Origin of the sequence: Streptomyces misionensis (assembly GCF_007896895.1) — a bacterium.
In the GTDB taxonomy this organism is placed as follows: Bacteria; Actinomycetota; Actinomycetes; order Streptomycetales; family Streptomycetaceae; genus Streptomyces; species Streptomyces misionensis_A.
Window position 1 is genome coordinate 17,185 of the sequence record NZ_VOGW01000040.1, and the last position, 15,660, is coordinate 32,844.

Genomic DNA, 15,660 nt, shown 5'->3' on the forward strand with positions numbered 1-15,660 from the left:
CCGGGCGGCGGCCGAGGTCCCGGTGCCGGACACGGACCGGCGCCGCCCGCGGCTGCCCGGCCGGTCCGCCGCCGGGTCCGAACACCCGGTCTCCACGGCCTCGTTCGACCTGGCCGCCCGGCCCACTGCCGTCGGCGCCGCCCGGCGGGTGGTACGGGAGCTGCTGGCCGCCTGGGGCATACCGGAGGGCGTCCGGGACGACGCCCTGCTGGTCACCTCCGAGCTGGTCACCAACGCGCTCGTGCACGCGGGCGGCAACCGGATCACCTGCCGGCTGGACGGCACGGCGGAGCGGATACGCATCGAGGTCGAGGACGAGGCGGGGGACGAGGACGTCGCGCTCCCGGTGGCATGCCGTCCCGGGCCCGACGACCAGCACGGGCGCGGCCTGCTCCTGGTCGATGCGGTCAGCCGCGGCTGGGGCGTCGCCTTCCCGCCCGGCCGGCCCGCCCGCGTCGTCTGGGCCGAGCTCGCTTCCGTCTGACGTCTGCCGACCGTCCGTCGCAGACCATCCCCCCACCAGTCCGGAGGAATTCCGTGCACCACATCTCCCCCGTTCCCGTCCCCGTTCCCGTCCCGGCCGTCGACCCCTCCTGGACCGGCGCGCGCCCGAAGCCCGGCTCCGAGGAGCAGCCCGGCTGATCACGGGGCGGCGGTCCAGGAGCCCGTGACCGGTCCGTCGCCGCGCGCATGGGTGAGCAACGCCTCGGCGGCGGACCGCAGTCGGTCCGCCGCCGACGCACAGGCGGCGGCCTGCCGGGCCAGCGCGGGACGGCTCCACCCGGGCGCCGCCGGGCAGGCGGCGAGCGTGGCGGCGGTGGCGCGCAGGCGGCGGGCGTAGCCGTCCATGAGGTCGGCGTCGGCCCGCAACCGGCCGACATGGGCGAGGAGTTCGTCGGCACCGGCCGTGCTCGCCCGGGGGGACTCGGTCACCATGGAAACTCCCGGTGTGATGAGGGGCTTCAACGGGCGAGGACGGCACCGCCGCCACGGTGGGCCATGAACTGCGGGCAGGCCAGCACGAACAGCGGCCGGGCCGTGTCGATGCCGAGCCGGCGCAGCTGCCCGGCGAGGGGTTCGGCCGCCGCGGTGCCCAGCCGTACCCGCACGCCCGCGCCCGGGTGCAGCCGGAGCCTGCCGTGCGCCCGGACCAGGGTGCGCACCGTGCTGGTGGCCCGGCGGCCGTAGAGGGCCCGGTCGGCGTCGGGGCAGCGCACCCCCGGCCCGAGACGGCCCTCGACCACCAGCCCGAGGTCCTGGGAGCGGGCGCGGATCTCCCGGCCCGTCAGGTCGGCCTCGACGCGCATCCGCAGCGCCGGCTGGCCCCAGATCTCCTGGGCGACCACACGGGCGGCCTCCGTGGTGACGGCGAGGGAGAGGACGTACCGGCCGGTGCGGCGCAGGTCCACGCGGCGCAGCAGATCGGTGACGGCGTCGTACGGGCGTGGCCGCCACAGGTCGTCCACCAGGACGGACAGGGCGATCTCGGTGTACGGGCCGATGGTGGTGCAGCGGTGCTCGTGCACCGAGAGCACCGCGAGGGCCCGGTGGCCGAGCCGGCTCGGGGTCAGCCAGGCGGCGTCCGGCAGCAGGCTCCGGGCGGCTGCCGGGTCGACGGGGAAGCAGAGGTGGGCGGCGGCGGAGTCGTAGTAGCGCACCGGCACGTCGACGGGCCCGACCGTGGTGCGCACGGGCGCCGTGGCCAGGGTGAGGAAGGGGTGGCCCGCGGGCGGGTGGACGTGGTCCTTGAGCCGGTACGCCTGGGTGCGGACGACGGGGCCCCGGTAGGGCGTCAGCGCCTCGTCGATGTCCGCCCGCGCCGCGGGCACCAGGGTCCTGAGGTGCTCGATGTACTCACGCAGCCGGTGACACAGCGGGAACTCCCGACCGGGACCGGCGTACTCGACGTCGTACCGCCCCGCCCGCGACGGCGGAGCCGGGGGAACCGTGTGGTCGGCGGGAACGGCGGAACCAGTCGGGCCGACGCGGTCCGCTGGGCCCGCCGGACCCGTACGGGTCACGGAACTCCCCGGAGCCGCGGGGCTCGCGGGGGCCACCGGGGGCGTCCGGTCCGCGGGAGCCGCCGGACGCGCGGAGGCCGCGGGAGCCGCCGGACGCGCGGAGGCCGCGGGGCCTGTCCGGTCGGCAGGGGTCGCCGAGCCCGTCCGAGGCACGGAAGCCCCAGGGGCCGCCGGGGCCGTCCGGTCCACGGGAGCCGCCGAGCCCGTGCGGGCCACCCGAGTCCCGGGGGCCGTCCCACCGGTGGGGGCCACGGGAGCTGCCGGACTCGCGAAGGCCGAGTCCGTCCGGTCCACGGGAGCCGCCGGGCCCGCGGGGGCCGCCGGGGCCGTCCGGTCCGCAGGGTCCGCCGGGCCCGCAGGGTTCGTGGGAGTGGCGGTACCAGCAGGGGCCGCAGGAACCGCCGGTCCCGCCCGGTCCGGGAGGGCCCCCACGTCCGCGCTGCTGCCGTCGGGGGCGGCCACCAGGTCGAACCGGTTGGTGACGGTGGCCACCCAGGTGCGGGGGTCGGCGGGTTTGCGGTCGCCGGCCGGGGAGCCGACGGCGATGACATGGGTGACCCGGTAGGTGCGGCAGAACTCCTCGTCCTGGGCGAGGTTCAGCACCGCGTTACCGCCCTCGCCGTGGCCGATCAGGGCGAGTTCGGCGCCGCGTGGAATGCCGTGGCCGGCCACGGCCCGCACGAGCGAGCGGGTGTACGGCGAGTCGGTGCCGCACAGATCGCGCCAGGCGCCGACGAGGTCCTGCGGGGCGTCGCTGCGCGGGCGCCCGGGCGCCGTGCCGGGGGCCTGGAGCACATAGCGGACGACGGCGTCCGGGCCGCGCACGTTCTGTATGAGGATCCGCCCGTCGGTCGAGAGCACCTCGATGTTGCGCAGGAAGCCCAGGAAGGACCCCTCGGTGGCGAGGGTCCGCCTGCGCTGGTCGGCGAGGTCCACGGCCTCGGCCCCGCCCTCTGCGCCGGGCGCCGCGCCACTTTCGGAGTCTCCGTCCAACACATCGCGGACCGCGAGGAGTTGGGATATCAGCGGGGCGAGCCCGGACAGAGCGCGCTGGGCCGTACGGTCGTGCAGCAGGGTACGCAGGGCCCGTACGGCGTCCCGGTCGCGCTCGGCGGCGAGCGCCCGGGTCAGCAGCCGCATCCCGGGGGCCTGCGCCAGTTCGGGGTGGTCGGCGAGGACGGCGGCCACGCGCAGCCGCAGGGAGGTGAGGGCCACCAGGGCGGCCAGGCTCTCGCCGCCGAGCGCCCGGCCCGCGGCGCCGAGCGCACGGGCGGCACCGCGCCGGGGGCCCTCCACCGGGGTCGTGGCCGCCGGGGCGCCGAGGCCCCGGCCGCCGGTGAGGGCTCGTCGCAGCGCCCAGCGTGCCGCCAGGCCGGTGCGGGGCCGGCTGCGGGCGGCGGCGGTCAGACCGGGGGCGTGCAGGGTGGTGGCGGTGCGCTCGGCGACCGCGCGGATGCCCTCGGCGACCTCCAGCACGTCCCGCGCGCAGCCGCGCAGTACTTCCCCCGGGTCAGGACCGCCCGGCGCGGGCCGTCCGGGTGCGGTGCCGTCCGCTCGCATCCGATGCTCCCTCGGCTCGACGACGTACGACGGCTGTGGCCGCGTCGAACGGGACACGACCCGCGTCCATCGTGGGCCAGTGCCACCGGCGCCGCACCTTCGTCCGGGCTCCCGGCGGGGGCGGGCGGTGCGGTGTGGTGCGCCGGTTCCCGGCCGGGTGGCGTACGGCCGCCGGGTGGGCGCCCCGTACGATCCCGCGCCGCGCCCCGTCACCCGTCCGGCCCAGGCATGCCGCGGGGTGCCGAGGTGCAGGGCGCCCGGCGAGGGGGTCAGCGGGCACCCGGCCGGGCCAGTCCGAGGTCGTAGGCGAAGATCACCGCCTGGACGCGGTCGCGGGCGCCGGTCTTGGCCAGGACCCGGCCGACGTGCGTCTTCACCGTGGACTCGGACAGGACGAGGCGGGCGGCGATCTCGCCGTTGGACCAGCCCTTGCCGATGGCGACCAGGATCTCGCGTTCCCGCTCGGTCAGGCGGCCGAGGCGGGGGTCGTCGGCGCCGGCACGGGCGGCGCCGTAGCGGGCGAACTCGTCCAGCAGGCGGCGGGTGAGGGCGGGCGCGATCACCGCGTCGCCGGCCGAGACGGCGCGGATGCCGGCCAGCAGTTCGTCGGGGCGGGCGTCCTTCAGCAGAAAGCCGCTGGCACCGGCGCGCAGGGCCGCGTGCACGTACTCGTCCAGGTCGAAGGTGGTGAGCACGAGGACGCGCGAGCGCTGTCCGGCTGCGACGATGCGGCGGGTGGCCTCGATGCCGTCCATCCCGGGCATGCGGATGTCCATCAGCACGACGTCCGGGCGCAGTTCGGCGGCCCTGCGCACGGCCTCGGCGCCGTGCTCGGCCTCGCCGACCACCTCGGTGCCGGGCACCGAGCCGAGCAGCATGCGGAAGCCGTACCGTTGCAGCGGCTGGTCGTCCACGATGAGCACGGTGGTCACGCGGTGCCCTCCCGCGCGGTGAGGTCGAGAGTGGCCGCCACCGTCCAGCCGCCGCCCGGGGCGGGGCCCGCGCTGACGTGTCCGCCGTAGAGCGCGGCCCGTTCACGCATACCCGACAGGCCCTGCCCGTCCGCGTTTCGCCGTCCTGTGCCGGTCCGGCCGGTGTCGCGGACGCGGATGCCGAGCCGGGTGTCCTCGACGTCGATCGCGAGGTCCACCCGGGTGCCGCTGCCCGCGTGCTTCAAGGTGTTGGTCATGGCTTCCTGCACGATCCGGTAGACGGTCAACTGCACGCCCCCGTCGAGGGCTTCGGTGTTCCCGGCGGTCCGGTAGACGACGTCGAGGCCGGCGGCGCGCACGCCCTGGCACAGCGCACCGATGTCCGCGAGGCCGGGCTGCGGGCTGAGTTCGGACGGGCCGAGGCCAAACCGGCCGGGCGCGGGGCCGTCGGCGTCCCGCAACACGCCCAGGACACGCCGGAGTTCGCCGAGCGCCTGGCGTCCGGTGTCGCCGATCAGCCCGAGCGCCTCCTCGCCGCGCGCGGGGTCGGCGGCGCAGGCACGGGCGCCCGCGTCGGCGAGGGTGATGATGACGGACAGGTTGTGCCCGACGATGTCGTGCATCTCCCGTGCCATCCGCGCCCGTTCGGAGGCGGCGGCCAGTCTGCTGCGCTGGTCGCGCTCCGTCTCCAGCCGCGCCGCCCGGTCCCGCAGCGCGGCGAGCTGGGCGCGGCGGATGCGGATCACCAGGCCGAGCGCGAGGGCCGCGGTCGCCGTGCTCAGCAGGAAGAACAGCGCGTCCGTCACCGACACGACCACCGACGCCCGCGCCGCGACCAGGGCCAGGGCCGCCGCCATCACCGCGCAGGCAACGGGCAGCCGGCGCGGCCGGCCGTGCAGGGCCAGGCTGTACAGGGCGAGGAAGAGGGCGACGTCCGCGTGCAGGGCCGCGCCCAGGGACCATTGGAGGACGAACACGGCGGCGATCGCGCCGAAGGCGGTGGCGGGGCGGCGCCGGCGCCACAGCAGCGGCAGCACCAGGCCCGCCTGGAGGGCGAGCATGGCCGCGAGCGGCAGCCGGGCGAAGGCGAGCCGGAACCGGCGCGGTCCTTCGGCGTCCACGACGCCGCCGTGCAGCAGGTCCGGCAGACAGAACAGCAGGAAGACCACGGCCACCAGCGCGGTGTCCAGTACCCAGGGGCGGGCGCGGTCGGCGCGCCGCAGCCGCCTGCCGGCCCGGCCGAGCCGGGCGGCAAGCGGCCCCATCGCGCCGAGGTCCGCCGTGGTCATGGCAGGTCCCGCGCCGTACGGGAGGTCAGACGTCACCGCGGCGCAACCGGTACGCGGCGCCGGCGAGCGCGAGCGCGGTCCAGCCGAGGAAGACGAGCAGTCCGGTGCCGGGCGTCAGGGTGGTGGCGTCGTGGGTGAGGGCGTACATCGCCTGGCCCGCGTTGCTCGGCAGGTAGGGGGTGAGGTCGTCCTGCCAGGAGCTCGGCAGCAGCGAGGCGAGGCCGGGGACGAGCATGAAGACGGCGACCAGCACCGAGATGCCGCCGGCCACCGAGCGCAGCAGGGCGCCCAGGGCGGCGCCGATCACACCGACCAGGCCGAGGTAGAGTCCGGCGCCCAGCAGGCCCCTGACGACGCCCGCGTGCCCCAGGGTCAGGGCGGCGGGGGTGTCGGCGACGATCCGGCTGCCGATCAGGAAGGCGATCCAGGCGCCGGCGGTGCCGACGACCAGCGCGACCAGCCCGTACACCGCCGCCTTGCACCACAGCACGGGCAGCCGGCGCGGCACCGCGGCCATGGTGGAGCGGATCATGCCGGTGGAGTACTCCCCCGCCGTGACCAGCACGCCGAGCACGCCGAGGGCGAGTTGGGCGAAGTTGGCGCCGAACAGGGACAGGCTCAAGGCCGTGGAGCGGGCGAAGTCCCGGTCCATCCGGGGCGATCCGGTCATGGACGTGTAGCGGCTCGCGGCGATGACGCCGAAGGCGACCAGGAACAGCAGTCCCAGGCCGAGGGTGATCCAGGTGGAGCGCAGGGACCAGAGCTTGGCCCACTCGGAGGCGAGGACCCGCCGTCCGGTGACGCGGTAGGCGGGGCGGCCGGGCTCGGCCTCGGCGCTCCCGGTGGGGTTGCCGGTCTCGGTGAGGGTGCTCATGCGGCGCTCCCGGTGCGGTCGGTGCCGGTGGTGGTGCCGTGGTACTCGACGGCGTCCCTGGTCAGTTCCATGAAGGCGGATTCGAGTGACACCACCTTGGTGGTCAGCTCGAACAGGGGGATTCCGTGCTCGGCCGCGGTCAGCCCGATCCGGCGGGCGCTCACCCCGGTGACCTGGAGTTCCTCAGAGCCGACCCGGCCGGTGATCTCCACGCCGGGTCCGGCGAGCACCTCCCGCAGCCGCGCCGGGTCCTCGGTGGCGACCGTCACGGTGTCGCCGCCCGCCTCGCGCACCAGGTCGCGTACGGTCGTGTCGGCGAGCAGCCGGCCGCGGCCCACCACGATCAGGTGGTCCGCGACCAGGGCGACCTCGCTCATCAGGTGGGAGGAGACGAACACGGTCCGGCCCTCGGCCGCGAGCGAGGTCAGCAGGTTGCGGATCCACAGGACGCCCTCGGGGTCGAGGCCGTTGACGGGCTCGTCCAGCATCACCGTGCGGGGGTCGCCGAGCAGGGCCGCGGCGATGCCGAGCCGCTGGCCCATGCCGAGCGAGAAGGAACCGGCCCGCTTTCCGGCGACGCTGCCCAGACCGGCGAGTTCGATGACCTCCTCGACCCGGCGGCGCGGGATGCCGTGGGTCAGCGCGAGCGCGCGCAGGTGCTGGTAGGCGGTGCGGCCGGGGTGCACGGACTTCGCCTCCAGCAGGGCGCCGACCTCCTGGAGCGGGGCGCGGTGACCGGCGTAGCGGCGGCCGTTGACGGTGACGGAGCCGCTCGTCGGGGCGTCGAGGCCGACGATCATGCGCATGGTGGTGGACTTCCCGGCGCCGTTGGGGCCGAGGAAGCCGGTGACGGTGCCGGGTCTGACCACGAAGTCCAGTCCGTCGACCGCCGTCTTCTCGCCGTACCTCTTGGTCAGTCGTCGCGCGTCGATCATTCGCACTCCCTCTGTCGCGGGCTGTGGCGTCCGTCACGCCTGACGCCTCACTCGCCACGCTAGGCGCCGTGACCCCGCGAACCCGTGGTACCGGGGGCTGAACGGGGCAGAGGGGGTGGTACCGGGGTACTACAGCGGCCTGGTGTGCCGGTGCGGGCGGCAGTGCGGATGCCGGTGCGACGCGCCGTCCGGGTCGGCGGCGACCGGGGCCGGGCGGGCGGTGGCGCACTGCGCGATGCGGGCCGACACGACCATGCGCTCGCTGTCGGACGCGGCCTCGGCGAGGCTGGCGCAGCACAGCGCCAGCAGCACCGCGCCGGCCACGAGCGGCAGGGCCCGCGGTGCCGGAGGGGGAGCCAGCAGGGCCCGCACCCGCTGCGGCACCGCGCCGCCGGTCGCGGCGAGTTGGGGGCGGCGGTGCGCGGCGGCGGAGGCCAGGGCGGCACGGCCGACGGCGCGGGCGACCACCGTGCGGCTGCCCACGTGTGCGGCGGCGTCCTCGTCGGCCCAGCGTTCCAGCACGAAGCCGCCCGCGTCGGCGAGCGGGCGCAGCAGCGGGGTGACGGCGGCCGTGAGCCGCCACAGGGCGAGGTAGAGGTGGTGCCGGCCGCGCAGGTGGGCCCGTTCGTGGGCGAGCAGGGCGGCTCGTTCGTCGTCGCCGAGACAGCGCAGCATGCCGCGGGAGACCACGATCCGGCCGGGCGCGCCGGGCAGCGCGAAGGCCTGCGGCACCTCGTCGTCGAGGACGGTCAGTTCAGTGTCGCCGGGCACCGCCGCGGCCTCCCGCCGGGCCCACAGCAGTTGCCGGGTCTGCCGTACTGCGGCCACGGCGAGCGAGCCGAGCGCGGCGATCAGGCCGAGCGCGCCCAGTACGGCGACGGCCAGGGAGACCGGGTCCTCGGCGCGCAGCGCGGCCACCGACCAGTGGCCCCGCTCGGCGACCTCGGGGATCTGCGCGAGACCGGTGAAGGAGAGCAGGGCGAGGGAGCCGAGCCAGCCGGTGGCCGTCACCAGCGCGGCGCAGGCCAGGGAGCGGGCGGCGGCGCGGGGCGGCAGCCGGCGGGCGGCGGGGGCGAGCACCGCGAGGACGACGGTCACCACCAGCGGCACGTAGACGGTGAAGGTCACCCGCTCACACCCCCTCGCCGGGGCGGCCCGGGTCGGACCCGCCGAGCAGCCGCTGGAGCACCTGCTCGTCCGCCGCGGAGAGTTCGGAGACGAAGCGGGCGAGCACCGCCTCCCGGTCCGAGCCGCGGTCCAGCAGGGTGCGCATCCTGGCGGCGGTGTCGGAGGCCTCGTCGCGGGCGGGGGCGTAGGCGTAGCCGCGGCCCTCGCGCCGCCGGACCAGCATGCCCTTGTCGTACAGGCGGGACAGGATGGTCAGCACGGTGGTGTACGCCAGGTCGCCGGGGAGCCCGTCGAGGACCTGCCGGGCGGTCAGCGGCCGGTCGGCGGCCCAGAGCACGGCCAGTACGCCGCTCTCCAGTTCACCGCGGGCCCTCCGGCCGGGCGACTCTCCGCCCGTGTCGCTCGCTCGGTCGCGCATTGTCTTCCCTCCTCGCGCCCCCCGTCGGGCTTTTGCCCGGCCTTGACGGTTCGGCGGACCAGCCTACCCGCCTGCTCCTACATGTCGTACGAGGTTATCTACTACATGTTGTAGAGTTCGGTCGCTCCGCCCGGCTCCCGCGCGGACTCCCCCTCCTGCTGCTCCGCGCGGAAGGCACACCCATGCCCCACCTCGGAAGTACGGCCCATCTGCGTGCCCTGGCGGCCGCCACCCTGCGCACCGCACCGCCCGCCGGGCCCGCGGCGCCGGCCGAGCGGGTCACGCTCCTGTCCGCCGGCATCGGCGCCGGGCACGACGGCGCCGCCGCCGAACTGGCCCGCCGGCTCATGGCGGACGGCTTCACCGTGGACCGGCTCGACCTGCTGGACCTGCTGCCCGCCCGCACCGGCCGGCTCATCCGGGACGGCTACCACCGGATGCTGCTCACGGCGCCCTGGGCCTACCAGCGCATCTACCGCAGCACCGAACGCGCGGGGGGCGGCGGCCCACTCGCGGCGGCACTGCTGCGCCGCACCGAGGAGCGGGTGCTGCGGGCCCTGCCGGCGGGCACCCGGGCGGTCGTCTCCACCTATCCGGGCGCCAGCCGGGTCCTGGGCGGGCTGCGCCGTTCGGGCCGGCTGACCGTGCCGGCGCTCACCTATCTGACCGACTTCTCGGTGCATCCGCTGTGGGTGGCCGAGGGCATCGACGTCCATCTCGCGGCCCACGCCGTGCCCGCCGGGCAGGCCCGGGGCGCCGGGGCGCAAGACGTGCGGGTGACCGGGCCGGTCACCGACCCCCGCTTCCGCCCGGCCGACGAGGACGCGCGCGCCGCCGCCCGCGCCCGTTTCGGCCTGCCCGCGCACGCGCCGCTGGCCCTGCTGGTCGCCGGTTCGTGGGGCGTGGGCCCGGTCCGGCAGGTGGCCATGGAGCTGCGGGCGTCCGGGGTCGCGGTGCCGGTGGTGGTGTGCGGCCGCAACACGGCGCTGGCCGCACGGCTGCGCGCCGACGGCGTCGAGCACGCCTTCGGCTGGGTGGACGACATGCCCGGGCTGATGCACGCCGCCGACGTACTGGTGCAGAACGCGGGTGGCCTGACCTCCCTGGAGGCCTTCGCCGCGGGCCTGCCGGTGGCGAGTTACCGCTGCATACCCGGGCACGGGCAGACCAACGCCGCCGCGCTGGAGGAGGCGGGCGTCGCCGCCTGGATCCGGGAGCCCGGCCGACTCGCCCCGGTGGTGGCCGAGTTGGCCCGGGGGGCGCGGGGGCTGCGGCAGCGCGCGGCCGGGCTGGCGCTGTTCGCCGACGCCGGGGGCGGCCCGGCCGCCGAGATCGCGCGCATCGCCCGGACGACCACCGCGGGCCTGCCCGTACCCGCACCGAAACGGCGGCGCGGCGGACGCCCGCGCCGGCTCGTCGCCGTCACCTCGGTCGCCTGCGCCCTGTGGGTGACCGCGATCGGCACGGCGGTCGCCACCACCGACGACGGTCCCCGTCTGATCCAGGCCCTCGGCCACGAGCTGCACTTCGAGGGCGCGGCCCACACCCCGAACACCGGCGCCCCGGGCGCCCCGCACCGCAGGAGCCACCGCCCATGACCGTCACACCCGCCCTGCGCGGCGCCGCCCTGGCCGCGCTGCCCGTTCTCGCCGCCGTGCACGCCGCGCCGGTGGTCACCACGTTCGGCCCGCTGCGCAATCGCGCCATGCCCCGGCTGGCCGGACGGGGCCGGGCCGGTCATGTCGCCCTGACCTTCGACGACGGGCCCGATCCGCGCTCCACTCCGCTGTTCCTGAGCGCGCTGGCCGCGCGCGGGGTGCGTGCGACGTTCTTCCTGCTCGGCGGCGAGGCCCGGCGCAGCCCCGGGCTGGTGCGCGAGATCGCGGCCGAGGGCCACGAGATCGGCGTCCACGGCTGGCTGCACCGCCCGCTGCTGCTGCGCGGACCGCGGGCGACCCACGACGACCTCGCCCGCGCCCGGGACCTGGTCGGCGATCTCACCGGCCGGCGTCCGGTCCTGTTCCGGCCGCCCTACGGCGTGATGTCGTCCGCCGGCCATCTGGCCGCCCGCCGGCTGGGTCTGACGCCGGTGCTGTGGACCTGCTGGGGCGAGGACTGGACCGCCCGGGCCACCCCCGCGTCCGTGCACCGCACGGTCGTGCGGGACCTGCGCGGCGGCGGCACCATCCTGCTCCACGACTCCGACTGCACCTCCGCCCCCGGCTCCTGGCGCGCCACCCTGGGCGCCCTGCCGCGCATCCTGGACACCTGTGACCGGCGGGGCCTGGAAGTGGGTCCGCTGTGCGAGCACGGGTGGGCGGGCGGCCGGCGCGCGGCGTGAGCGGCGGGGTCAGCCGGCCAGGCCCGCCGCGAGGGTGGCGCCCAGCTCCCAGCACGCCTCGGTGTCGGCCTTGCCCGGCGTTCCCGTCACCGTGACCGGTTCGGCCGCGCGGCGCCAGCCGAGGCCGGTGGTGATGGAGTCGAGGGCGCGCGCGGCGCCGGTGACGTCGCTGCCGCCGTGGATGTAGGAGCCGAAGGGGCGGCCCCGGGTCTCGTCCAGGCAGGGGTAGTAGATCTGGTCGAAGAAGTGCTTGAGGGCGCCGGAGAGGTAGCCGAGGTTCGCGGGCGTGCCGAGGAGATAGCCGTCGGCGTCGAGGACGTCGGTGGCGGTGGCCGCGAGGGCCGCGCGGCGGACCACCCGGACGCCCTCGATCTCCGGTGCCGTGGCACCCGAGACGACGGCCTCGAACAGCGCCTGGCAGTTGGGCGACGGGGTGTGGTGGACGATCAGCAAGGTGGGCACGGCAGCACCCTGCCGGGTCCGGCGCCCGGTGCGCAAACGGGCCGCCCCGTGGTCGTTGTGGGCGGCCGCGCGGGGTGCGAGGATGCGCGGCATCGACGCCGTGCGACGGGAGGAGCCGTGGTGGCCGAGGAGGAGCGCCGGGTGCCGGCGGCCGAGGTGTTCGACGCGCTGGGACTCGACTACGAGAAGGCGTTCGCCTCCTCCGAGACCCACCGGGCGTCCCTGCGGTGGCTGCTGGAGCGGCTGGCGCCGGGCAGCCGGGTGCTGGACGTGGGCAGCGGGACCGGGCGGCCGACCGCCGAGACCCTCGCCGGGGCCGGCCACCGGGTGCTCGGCGTCGATGTGTCCCCGGTGATGGTGGAGCTGGCCGCCCGGCAGGTGCCCGGCGCCGAGTTCCGCCGGGCCGACATCCGCGAACTCCCGCTGGAGGACGGGACGTTCGACGCGGCCTGCGCCTACTTCTCACTGCTTCAGATGGACCGGTCCGAGCAGGAGGCGGTGGTGCGCAGGCTGGCGCGGGCGGTCCGGCCGGGCGGGCCGGTGGCGCTGGCCACCGTGCCCTTCGACGTCGAGGACGCCCAGGGGCTGTTCATGGGCCGGCCGGTGCGGGTGACGAGCTTCGCTCCCGAGGCCTTCGAGGAGATGGTGGCCCGCGCCGGGCTGACCGTACTGGCGCGCGAGCGCGTCGAGTTCGCACCGGCCCACCCCGACGCCACGCCCGAGCCGCAGCTGTTCCTGCACTGCCGGCGCCCCGCGGACTGATTCCCGGCCGGGCTCTGGTCTTCCTCAAGCCGCTTGGCCCCGCGGGTCCCCGGCGGCGAGGATGGCGGGCATGGCAGGACTCACGGGACTGAACAGGAAACACAACAGCGTGCTGGTCATCCGGGACGCGGACGTGGTGGCGGCGGCGCTGCGCGAGGCGCTGGTGGCGGCCTCGCCCGAGGAACGGCCGGGGCTGGAACGGGCCGTCGCGCTGGTCGAATCCACCGCCGAAGCCACCGCGACACAGCTGCGCGCCGACTGGACCCGCTCCCGGCTGGCGGCCGTCGGCTTCACCGGCGACCTCTCCTCGGTCGCGGCGACGAAGGCGCTGCGGCAGGCGGAGCCGAGCCTGAGTCTGCTGGCGGCGGTGCAGTTGCAGAAGGAGGCGCTGACCCATCCCGCCTGATCCGGGCGGGGGTTGCCGTCACCCTCGGCTACAGTGACCGCGCTGAACCGGAGGGGAGACGGACATGCGGGTCAAGGTGGGGGTCCGGGCGGTCGCGGCGGTGACGCTCGCCGCGGTGCTGGGCGGCTGCGCGGGACAGGACGCCACGAGCGGGCCGCGGCCGGGCGGGGCCAAAGCCGGGGCGGGAACCGGGACGAAGGACCCGGCGGTGGTGAGCGGCGCGACGATCGGCGCCGCCGGTTCGCCCTGCGCGCTGCCCGTCCGTTTCGACATCGCCGAGGACTGGACGGCCGAGTCGGTCGACGCCCGGGGCGCGCAGGACGACGAGCCCGGCGCGGCGCTGCTGCGGCAGGGCCCGGTCACGGCCGCCTGCGAGATCGACGCCAAGCCGGCCGGCCACATCGGCTTCCTGCGCGTGTGGACCGGCCGGGCGGGCGACGCCGACGCGCACGGCGTGCTGCGGGGGTTCGTCGCGGCGCAGGGCCATGTCGGCAAGGAGCGGTACCGGGCGTTCACCACGGGCGGCGGCCTGCGCGGCGCGGAGGTGGAGTACACCTCCACCAGCGAGCTGCTGGACGAGGCCAAGAGGGAGTGCGCCTTCGCGGTGAACACTCCCGGCGGTCCGGTGGTCGTCCATCTCGGCGGGTTGGACTCGGCCGAGCACGACGCCATGCTCCCGGCCTACGAGCTGGCCAAGCGAACGCTGAAGGTGGCCGGGTAGGCGACCCCGGTGGAGCGGCCGGGCAGGGCGCCCGAAGCCCCATAAGGGACCCCTGGGGATGCCATAAGACCCTCTTATGAGGTCATAGACGGGACCCGCGTACCTGGTTAGGTCTGCCTTAGCTTAGGCTTCCCGATCGAGTCGACTGTTTCACGCTCGAAGGGAAACTGATCATGCCGCGCCCCCTGCGGGTAGCCATCGTCGGAGCCGGTCCCGCGGGGATCTACGCCGCCGACGCCCTGCTCAAGTCCGAGGCGGCCACCGACCCCGGCGTCTCCATCGACCTCTTCGAGCGCATGCCCGCCCCGTTCGGCCTGATCCGCTACGGCGTCGCGCCCGACCACCCGCGGATCAAGGGCATCGTCACCGCCCTGCACCAGGTGCTGGACAAGCCGCAGGTCCGGCTGTTCGGCAACGTCGCCTACCCGACGGACATCAGCCTGGACGACCTGCGCGCCTTCTACGACGCGGTGATCTTCTCCACCGGTGCGATGGCCGACCGCGCGCTGTCCATACCCGGCATCGACCTCGACGGTTCCTACGGCGCCGCCGACTTCGTCTCCTGGTACGACGGCCACCCGGACGTGCCGCGCACCTGGCCGCTGGAGGCCGAGAAGGTCGCCGTGCTCGGCGTCGGCAACGTGGCCCTGGACGTCGCCCGCATCCTCGCCAAGACCGCCGACGAGCTGCTGCCCACCGAGATCCCGCCGAACGTCTACGACGGGCTGAAGGCCAACAAGGCCCTGGAGATCCACGTCTTCGGCCGCCGGGGCCCGGCGCAGGCGAAGTTCAGCCCGATGGAGCTGCGCGAGCTGGACCACTCCCCCAACATCGAGGTCATCGTCGACCCCGAGGACATCGACTACGACGCGGGCTCCATCGAGACCCGGCGCGGCAACAAGCAGGCCGACATGGTCGCCAAGACGCTCGAGAACTGGGCGATCCGGGACGTCGGCGACCGCCCGCACAAGCTCTTCCTGCACTTCTTCGAGTCGCCCGCGGAGATCCTCGGCGAGGACGGCAAGGTCGTCGGCCTGCGCACCGAGCGCACCGCCCTCGACGGCACCGGCAACGTCAAGGGCACCGGCGAGTTCAAGGACTGGGACGTCACCGCCGTCTACCGCGCCGTCGGCTACCTCTCGGAGAAGCTGCCCAAGCTGCCCTGGGACATCGACTCGGGCACCGTCCCGGACGAGGGCGGCCGGGTCGTCGAGGAAGGCGGCACGCACCTCCAGTCCACCTACGTCACCGGGTGGATCCGGCGCGGCCCGGTCGGCCTCATCGGCCACACCAAGGGCGACGCCAACGAGACGGTCGCCAACCTGCTGGACGACCACGCCAACGGCCGGCTGCACACCCCCTCCTCGCCCGCGCCGGAGGCCGTGGACGCGTTCCTCGCCGAGCGCAACGTCCGCTACACCACCTGGGAGGGCTGGTACCGCCTCGACGCCGCCGAACGCGCCCTGGGCGAGCCGCAGGGCCGCGAGCGGGTGAAGCTCGTCGAGCGCGAGGACATGCTGCGCGAGAGCGGCGCCTGAGCCGCGCCGGCTCCGTCCGCTCCGCTCCGGAGGCACCCGCCTGCGCGCGGGGCGGACGCGGCCGCGGGCGGCGCCCTCGCGCCGTCCGTCGAACTCCCCGCCGAACATGGCCACTCGGGGGGAGACGTATGTTCACCAGGCGCGCGACAGTGATCACCGCGGCGGCGACGGCGGTCCCGCCGACCGGAGCCGGCGCGTACGCCCGCTTCGACGACGCCCGGCGCTCCTCCTCCGCTCCCGAGACCGTCACCGGGCTGCGCGACACCGTCCGGC

Annotated in this window: 16 protein-coding genes; 7 read left to right on the plus strand and 9 right to left on the minus strand. The window is 75.9% G+C overall.

The features are described from left to right. The coding region (locus tag FRZ03_RS06540) for an ATP-binding protein (protein WP_186785279.1) at nt 1–484 on the plus strand (484 nt) is incomplete at its 5' end. A 158-nt stretch (nt 485–642) separates the two neighbouring features. Here FRZ03_RS06540 and FRZ03_RS06545 read toward each other — a convergent pair. The 8 genes from FRZ03_RS06545 to FRZ03_RS06580 all read right to left on the minus strand — a co-directional run bounded on the left by FRZ03_RS06545 (nt 643) and on the right by FRZ03_RS06580 (nt 9,157). After that, a complete protein-coding gene (locus FRZ03_RS06545) occupies nt 643–936 on the minus strand; it encodes a hypothetical protein (RefSeq protein ID WP_146464187.1) in 294 nt (97 codons plus the stop codon). Between the two features lie 26 nt (nt 937–962). Beyond that, on the minus strand, nt 963–3,581 hold the full coding sequence (locus FRZ03_RS06550) for an acetoacetate decarboxylase family protein (protein ID WP_146464188.1): 2,619 nt from the start codon (nt 3,579–3,581) through the stop codon (nt 963–965). 269 nt (nt 3,582–3,850) lie between these two features. Beyond that, a complete protein-coding gene (locus FRZ03_RS06555; RefSeq protein ID WP_146464189.1) occupies nt 3,851–4,513 on the minus strand; it encodes a response regulator in 663 nt (220 codons plus the stop codon). Next, nucleotides 4,510–5,802 (minus strand): sensor histidine kinase, encoded by a 1,293-nt coding sequence (locus tag FRZ03_RS06560; RefSeq protein ID WP_146464190.1) that lies wholly within the window; start codon nt 5,800–5,802, stop codon nt 4,510–4,512. The genes FRZ03_RS06555 and FRZ03_RS06560 overlap by 4 nt, the downstream gene beginning before the upstream one ends. A gap of 25 nt (nt 5,803–5,827) precedes the next feature. Then, entirely contained in the window at nt 5,828–6,676 is an 849-nt protein-coding gene (locus FRZ03_RS06565) for an ABC transporter permease (protein WP_146464191.1), read from the minus strand. After that, a complete protein-coding gene (locus FRZ03_RS06570; RefSeq protein ID WP_146464192.1) occupies nt 6,673–7,611 on the minus strand; it encodes an ABC transporter ATP-binding protein in 939 nt (312 codons plus the stop codon). Before FRZ03_RS06570 ends, FRZ03_RS06565 begins: the two co-directional genes overlap by 4 nt. 129 nt (nt 7,612–7,740) lie before the next feature. Further along, complete coding sequence (locus FRZ03_RS06575) at nt 7,741–8,739, minus strand: M56 family metallopeptidase (RefSeq protein WP_146464193.1); 999 nt, start codon at nt 8,737–8,739, stop codon at nt 7,741–7,743. Nucleotides 8,740–8,743: 4 nt separating this feature from the next. After that, entirely contained in the window at nt 8,744–9,157 is a 414-nt protein-coding gene (locus FRZ03_RS06580; RefSeq protein ID WP_146464194.1) for a BlaI/MecI/CopY family transcriptional regulator, read from the minus strand. Nucleotides 9,158–9,339: 182 nt separating this feature from the next. On the opposite strand from FRZ03_RS06580, the gene FRZ03_RS06585 reads away from it, so the two are divergent. Together FRZ03_RS06585 and FRZ03_RS06590 are read left to right on the plus strand one after the other, a co-directional pair. After that, nucleotides 9,340–10,755: an MGDG synthase family glycosyltransferase gene (locus FRZ03_RS06585; protein WP_146464195.1), complete on the plus strand. Its 1,416-nt coding sequence runs from the start codon at nt 9,340–9,342 to the stop codon at nt 10,753–10,755. After that, nucleotides 10,752–11,498, plus strand: a complete 747-nt coding sequence (locus FRZ03_RS06590; protein ID WP_146464196.1) for a polysaccharide deacetylase family protein — start codon at nt 10,752–10,754, stop codon at nt 11,496–11,498. Before FRZ03_RS06585 ends, FRZ03_RS06590 begins: the two co-directional genes overlap by 4 nt. A gap of 9 nt (nt 11,499–11,507) precedes the next feature. On the opposite strand, the gene FRZ03_RS06595 is transcribed toward FRZ03_RS06590, so the two are convergent. Continuing rightward, nucleotides 11,508–11,960, minus strand: a complete 453-nt coding sequence (locus tag FRZ03_RS06595; RefSeq protein ID WP_146464197.1) for a flavodoxin family protein — start codon at nt 11,958–11,960, stop codon at nt 11,508–11,510. Nucleotides 11,961–12,080: 120 nt separating this feature from the next. On the opposite strand from FRZ03_RS06595, the gene FRZ03_RS06600 reads away from it, so the two are divergent. The 4 genes from FRZ03_RS06600 to FRZ03_RS06615 all read left to right on the plus strand — a co-directional run bounded on the left by FRZ03_RS06600 (nt 12,081) and on the right by FRZ03_RS06615 (nt 15,387). Then, nucleotides 12,081–12,722, plus strand: a complete 642-nt coding sequence (locus FRZ03_RS06600) for a class I SAM-dependent methyltransferase (RefSeq protein ID WP_146464198.1) — start codon at nt 12,081–12,083, stop codon at nt 12,720–12,722. Between the two features lie 70 nt (nt 12,723–12,792). Further along, on the plus strand, nt 12,793–13,128 hold the full coding sequence (locus FRZ03_RS06605) for a hypothetical protein (protein ID WP_146464199.1): 336 nt from the start codon (nt 12,793–12,795) through the stop codon (nt 13,126–13,128). Between the two features lie 64 nt (nt 13,129–13,192). Then, nucleotides 13,193–13,849 (plus strand): lipoprotein, encoded by a 657-nt coding sequence (locus FRZ03_RS06610; RefSeq protein ID WP_146464200.1) that lies wholly within the window; start codon nt 13,193–13,195, stop codon nt 13,847–13,849. Nucleotides 13,850–14,022: 173 nt separating this feature from the next. After that, entirely contained in the window at nt 14,023–15,387 is a 1,365-nt protein-coding gene (locus FRZ03_RS06615) for an FAD-dependent oxidoreductase (protein ID WP_146464201.1), read from the plus strand. Nucleotides 15,388–15,660: the final 273 nt, after the last annotated feature.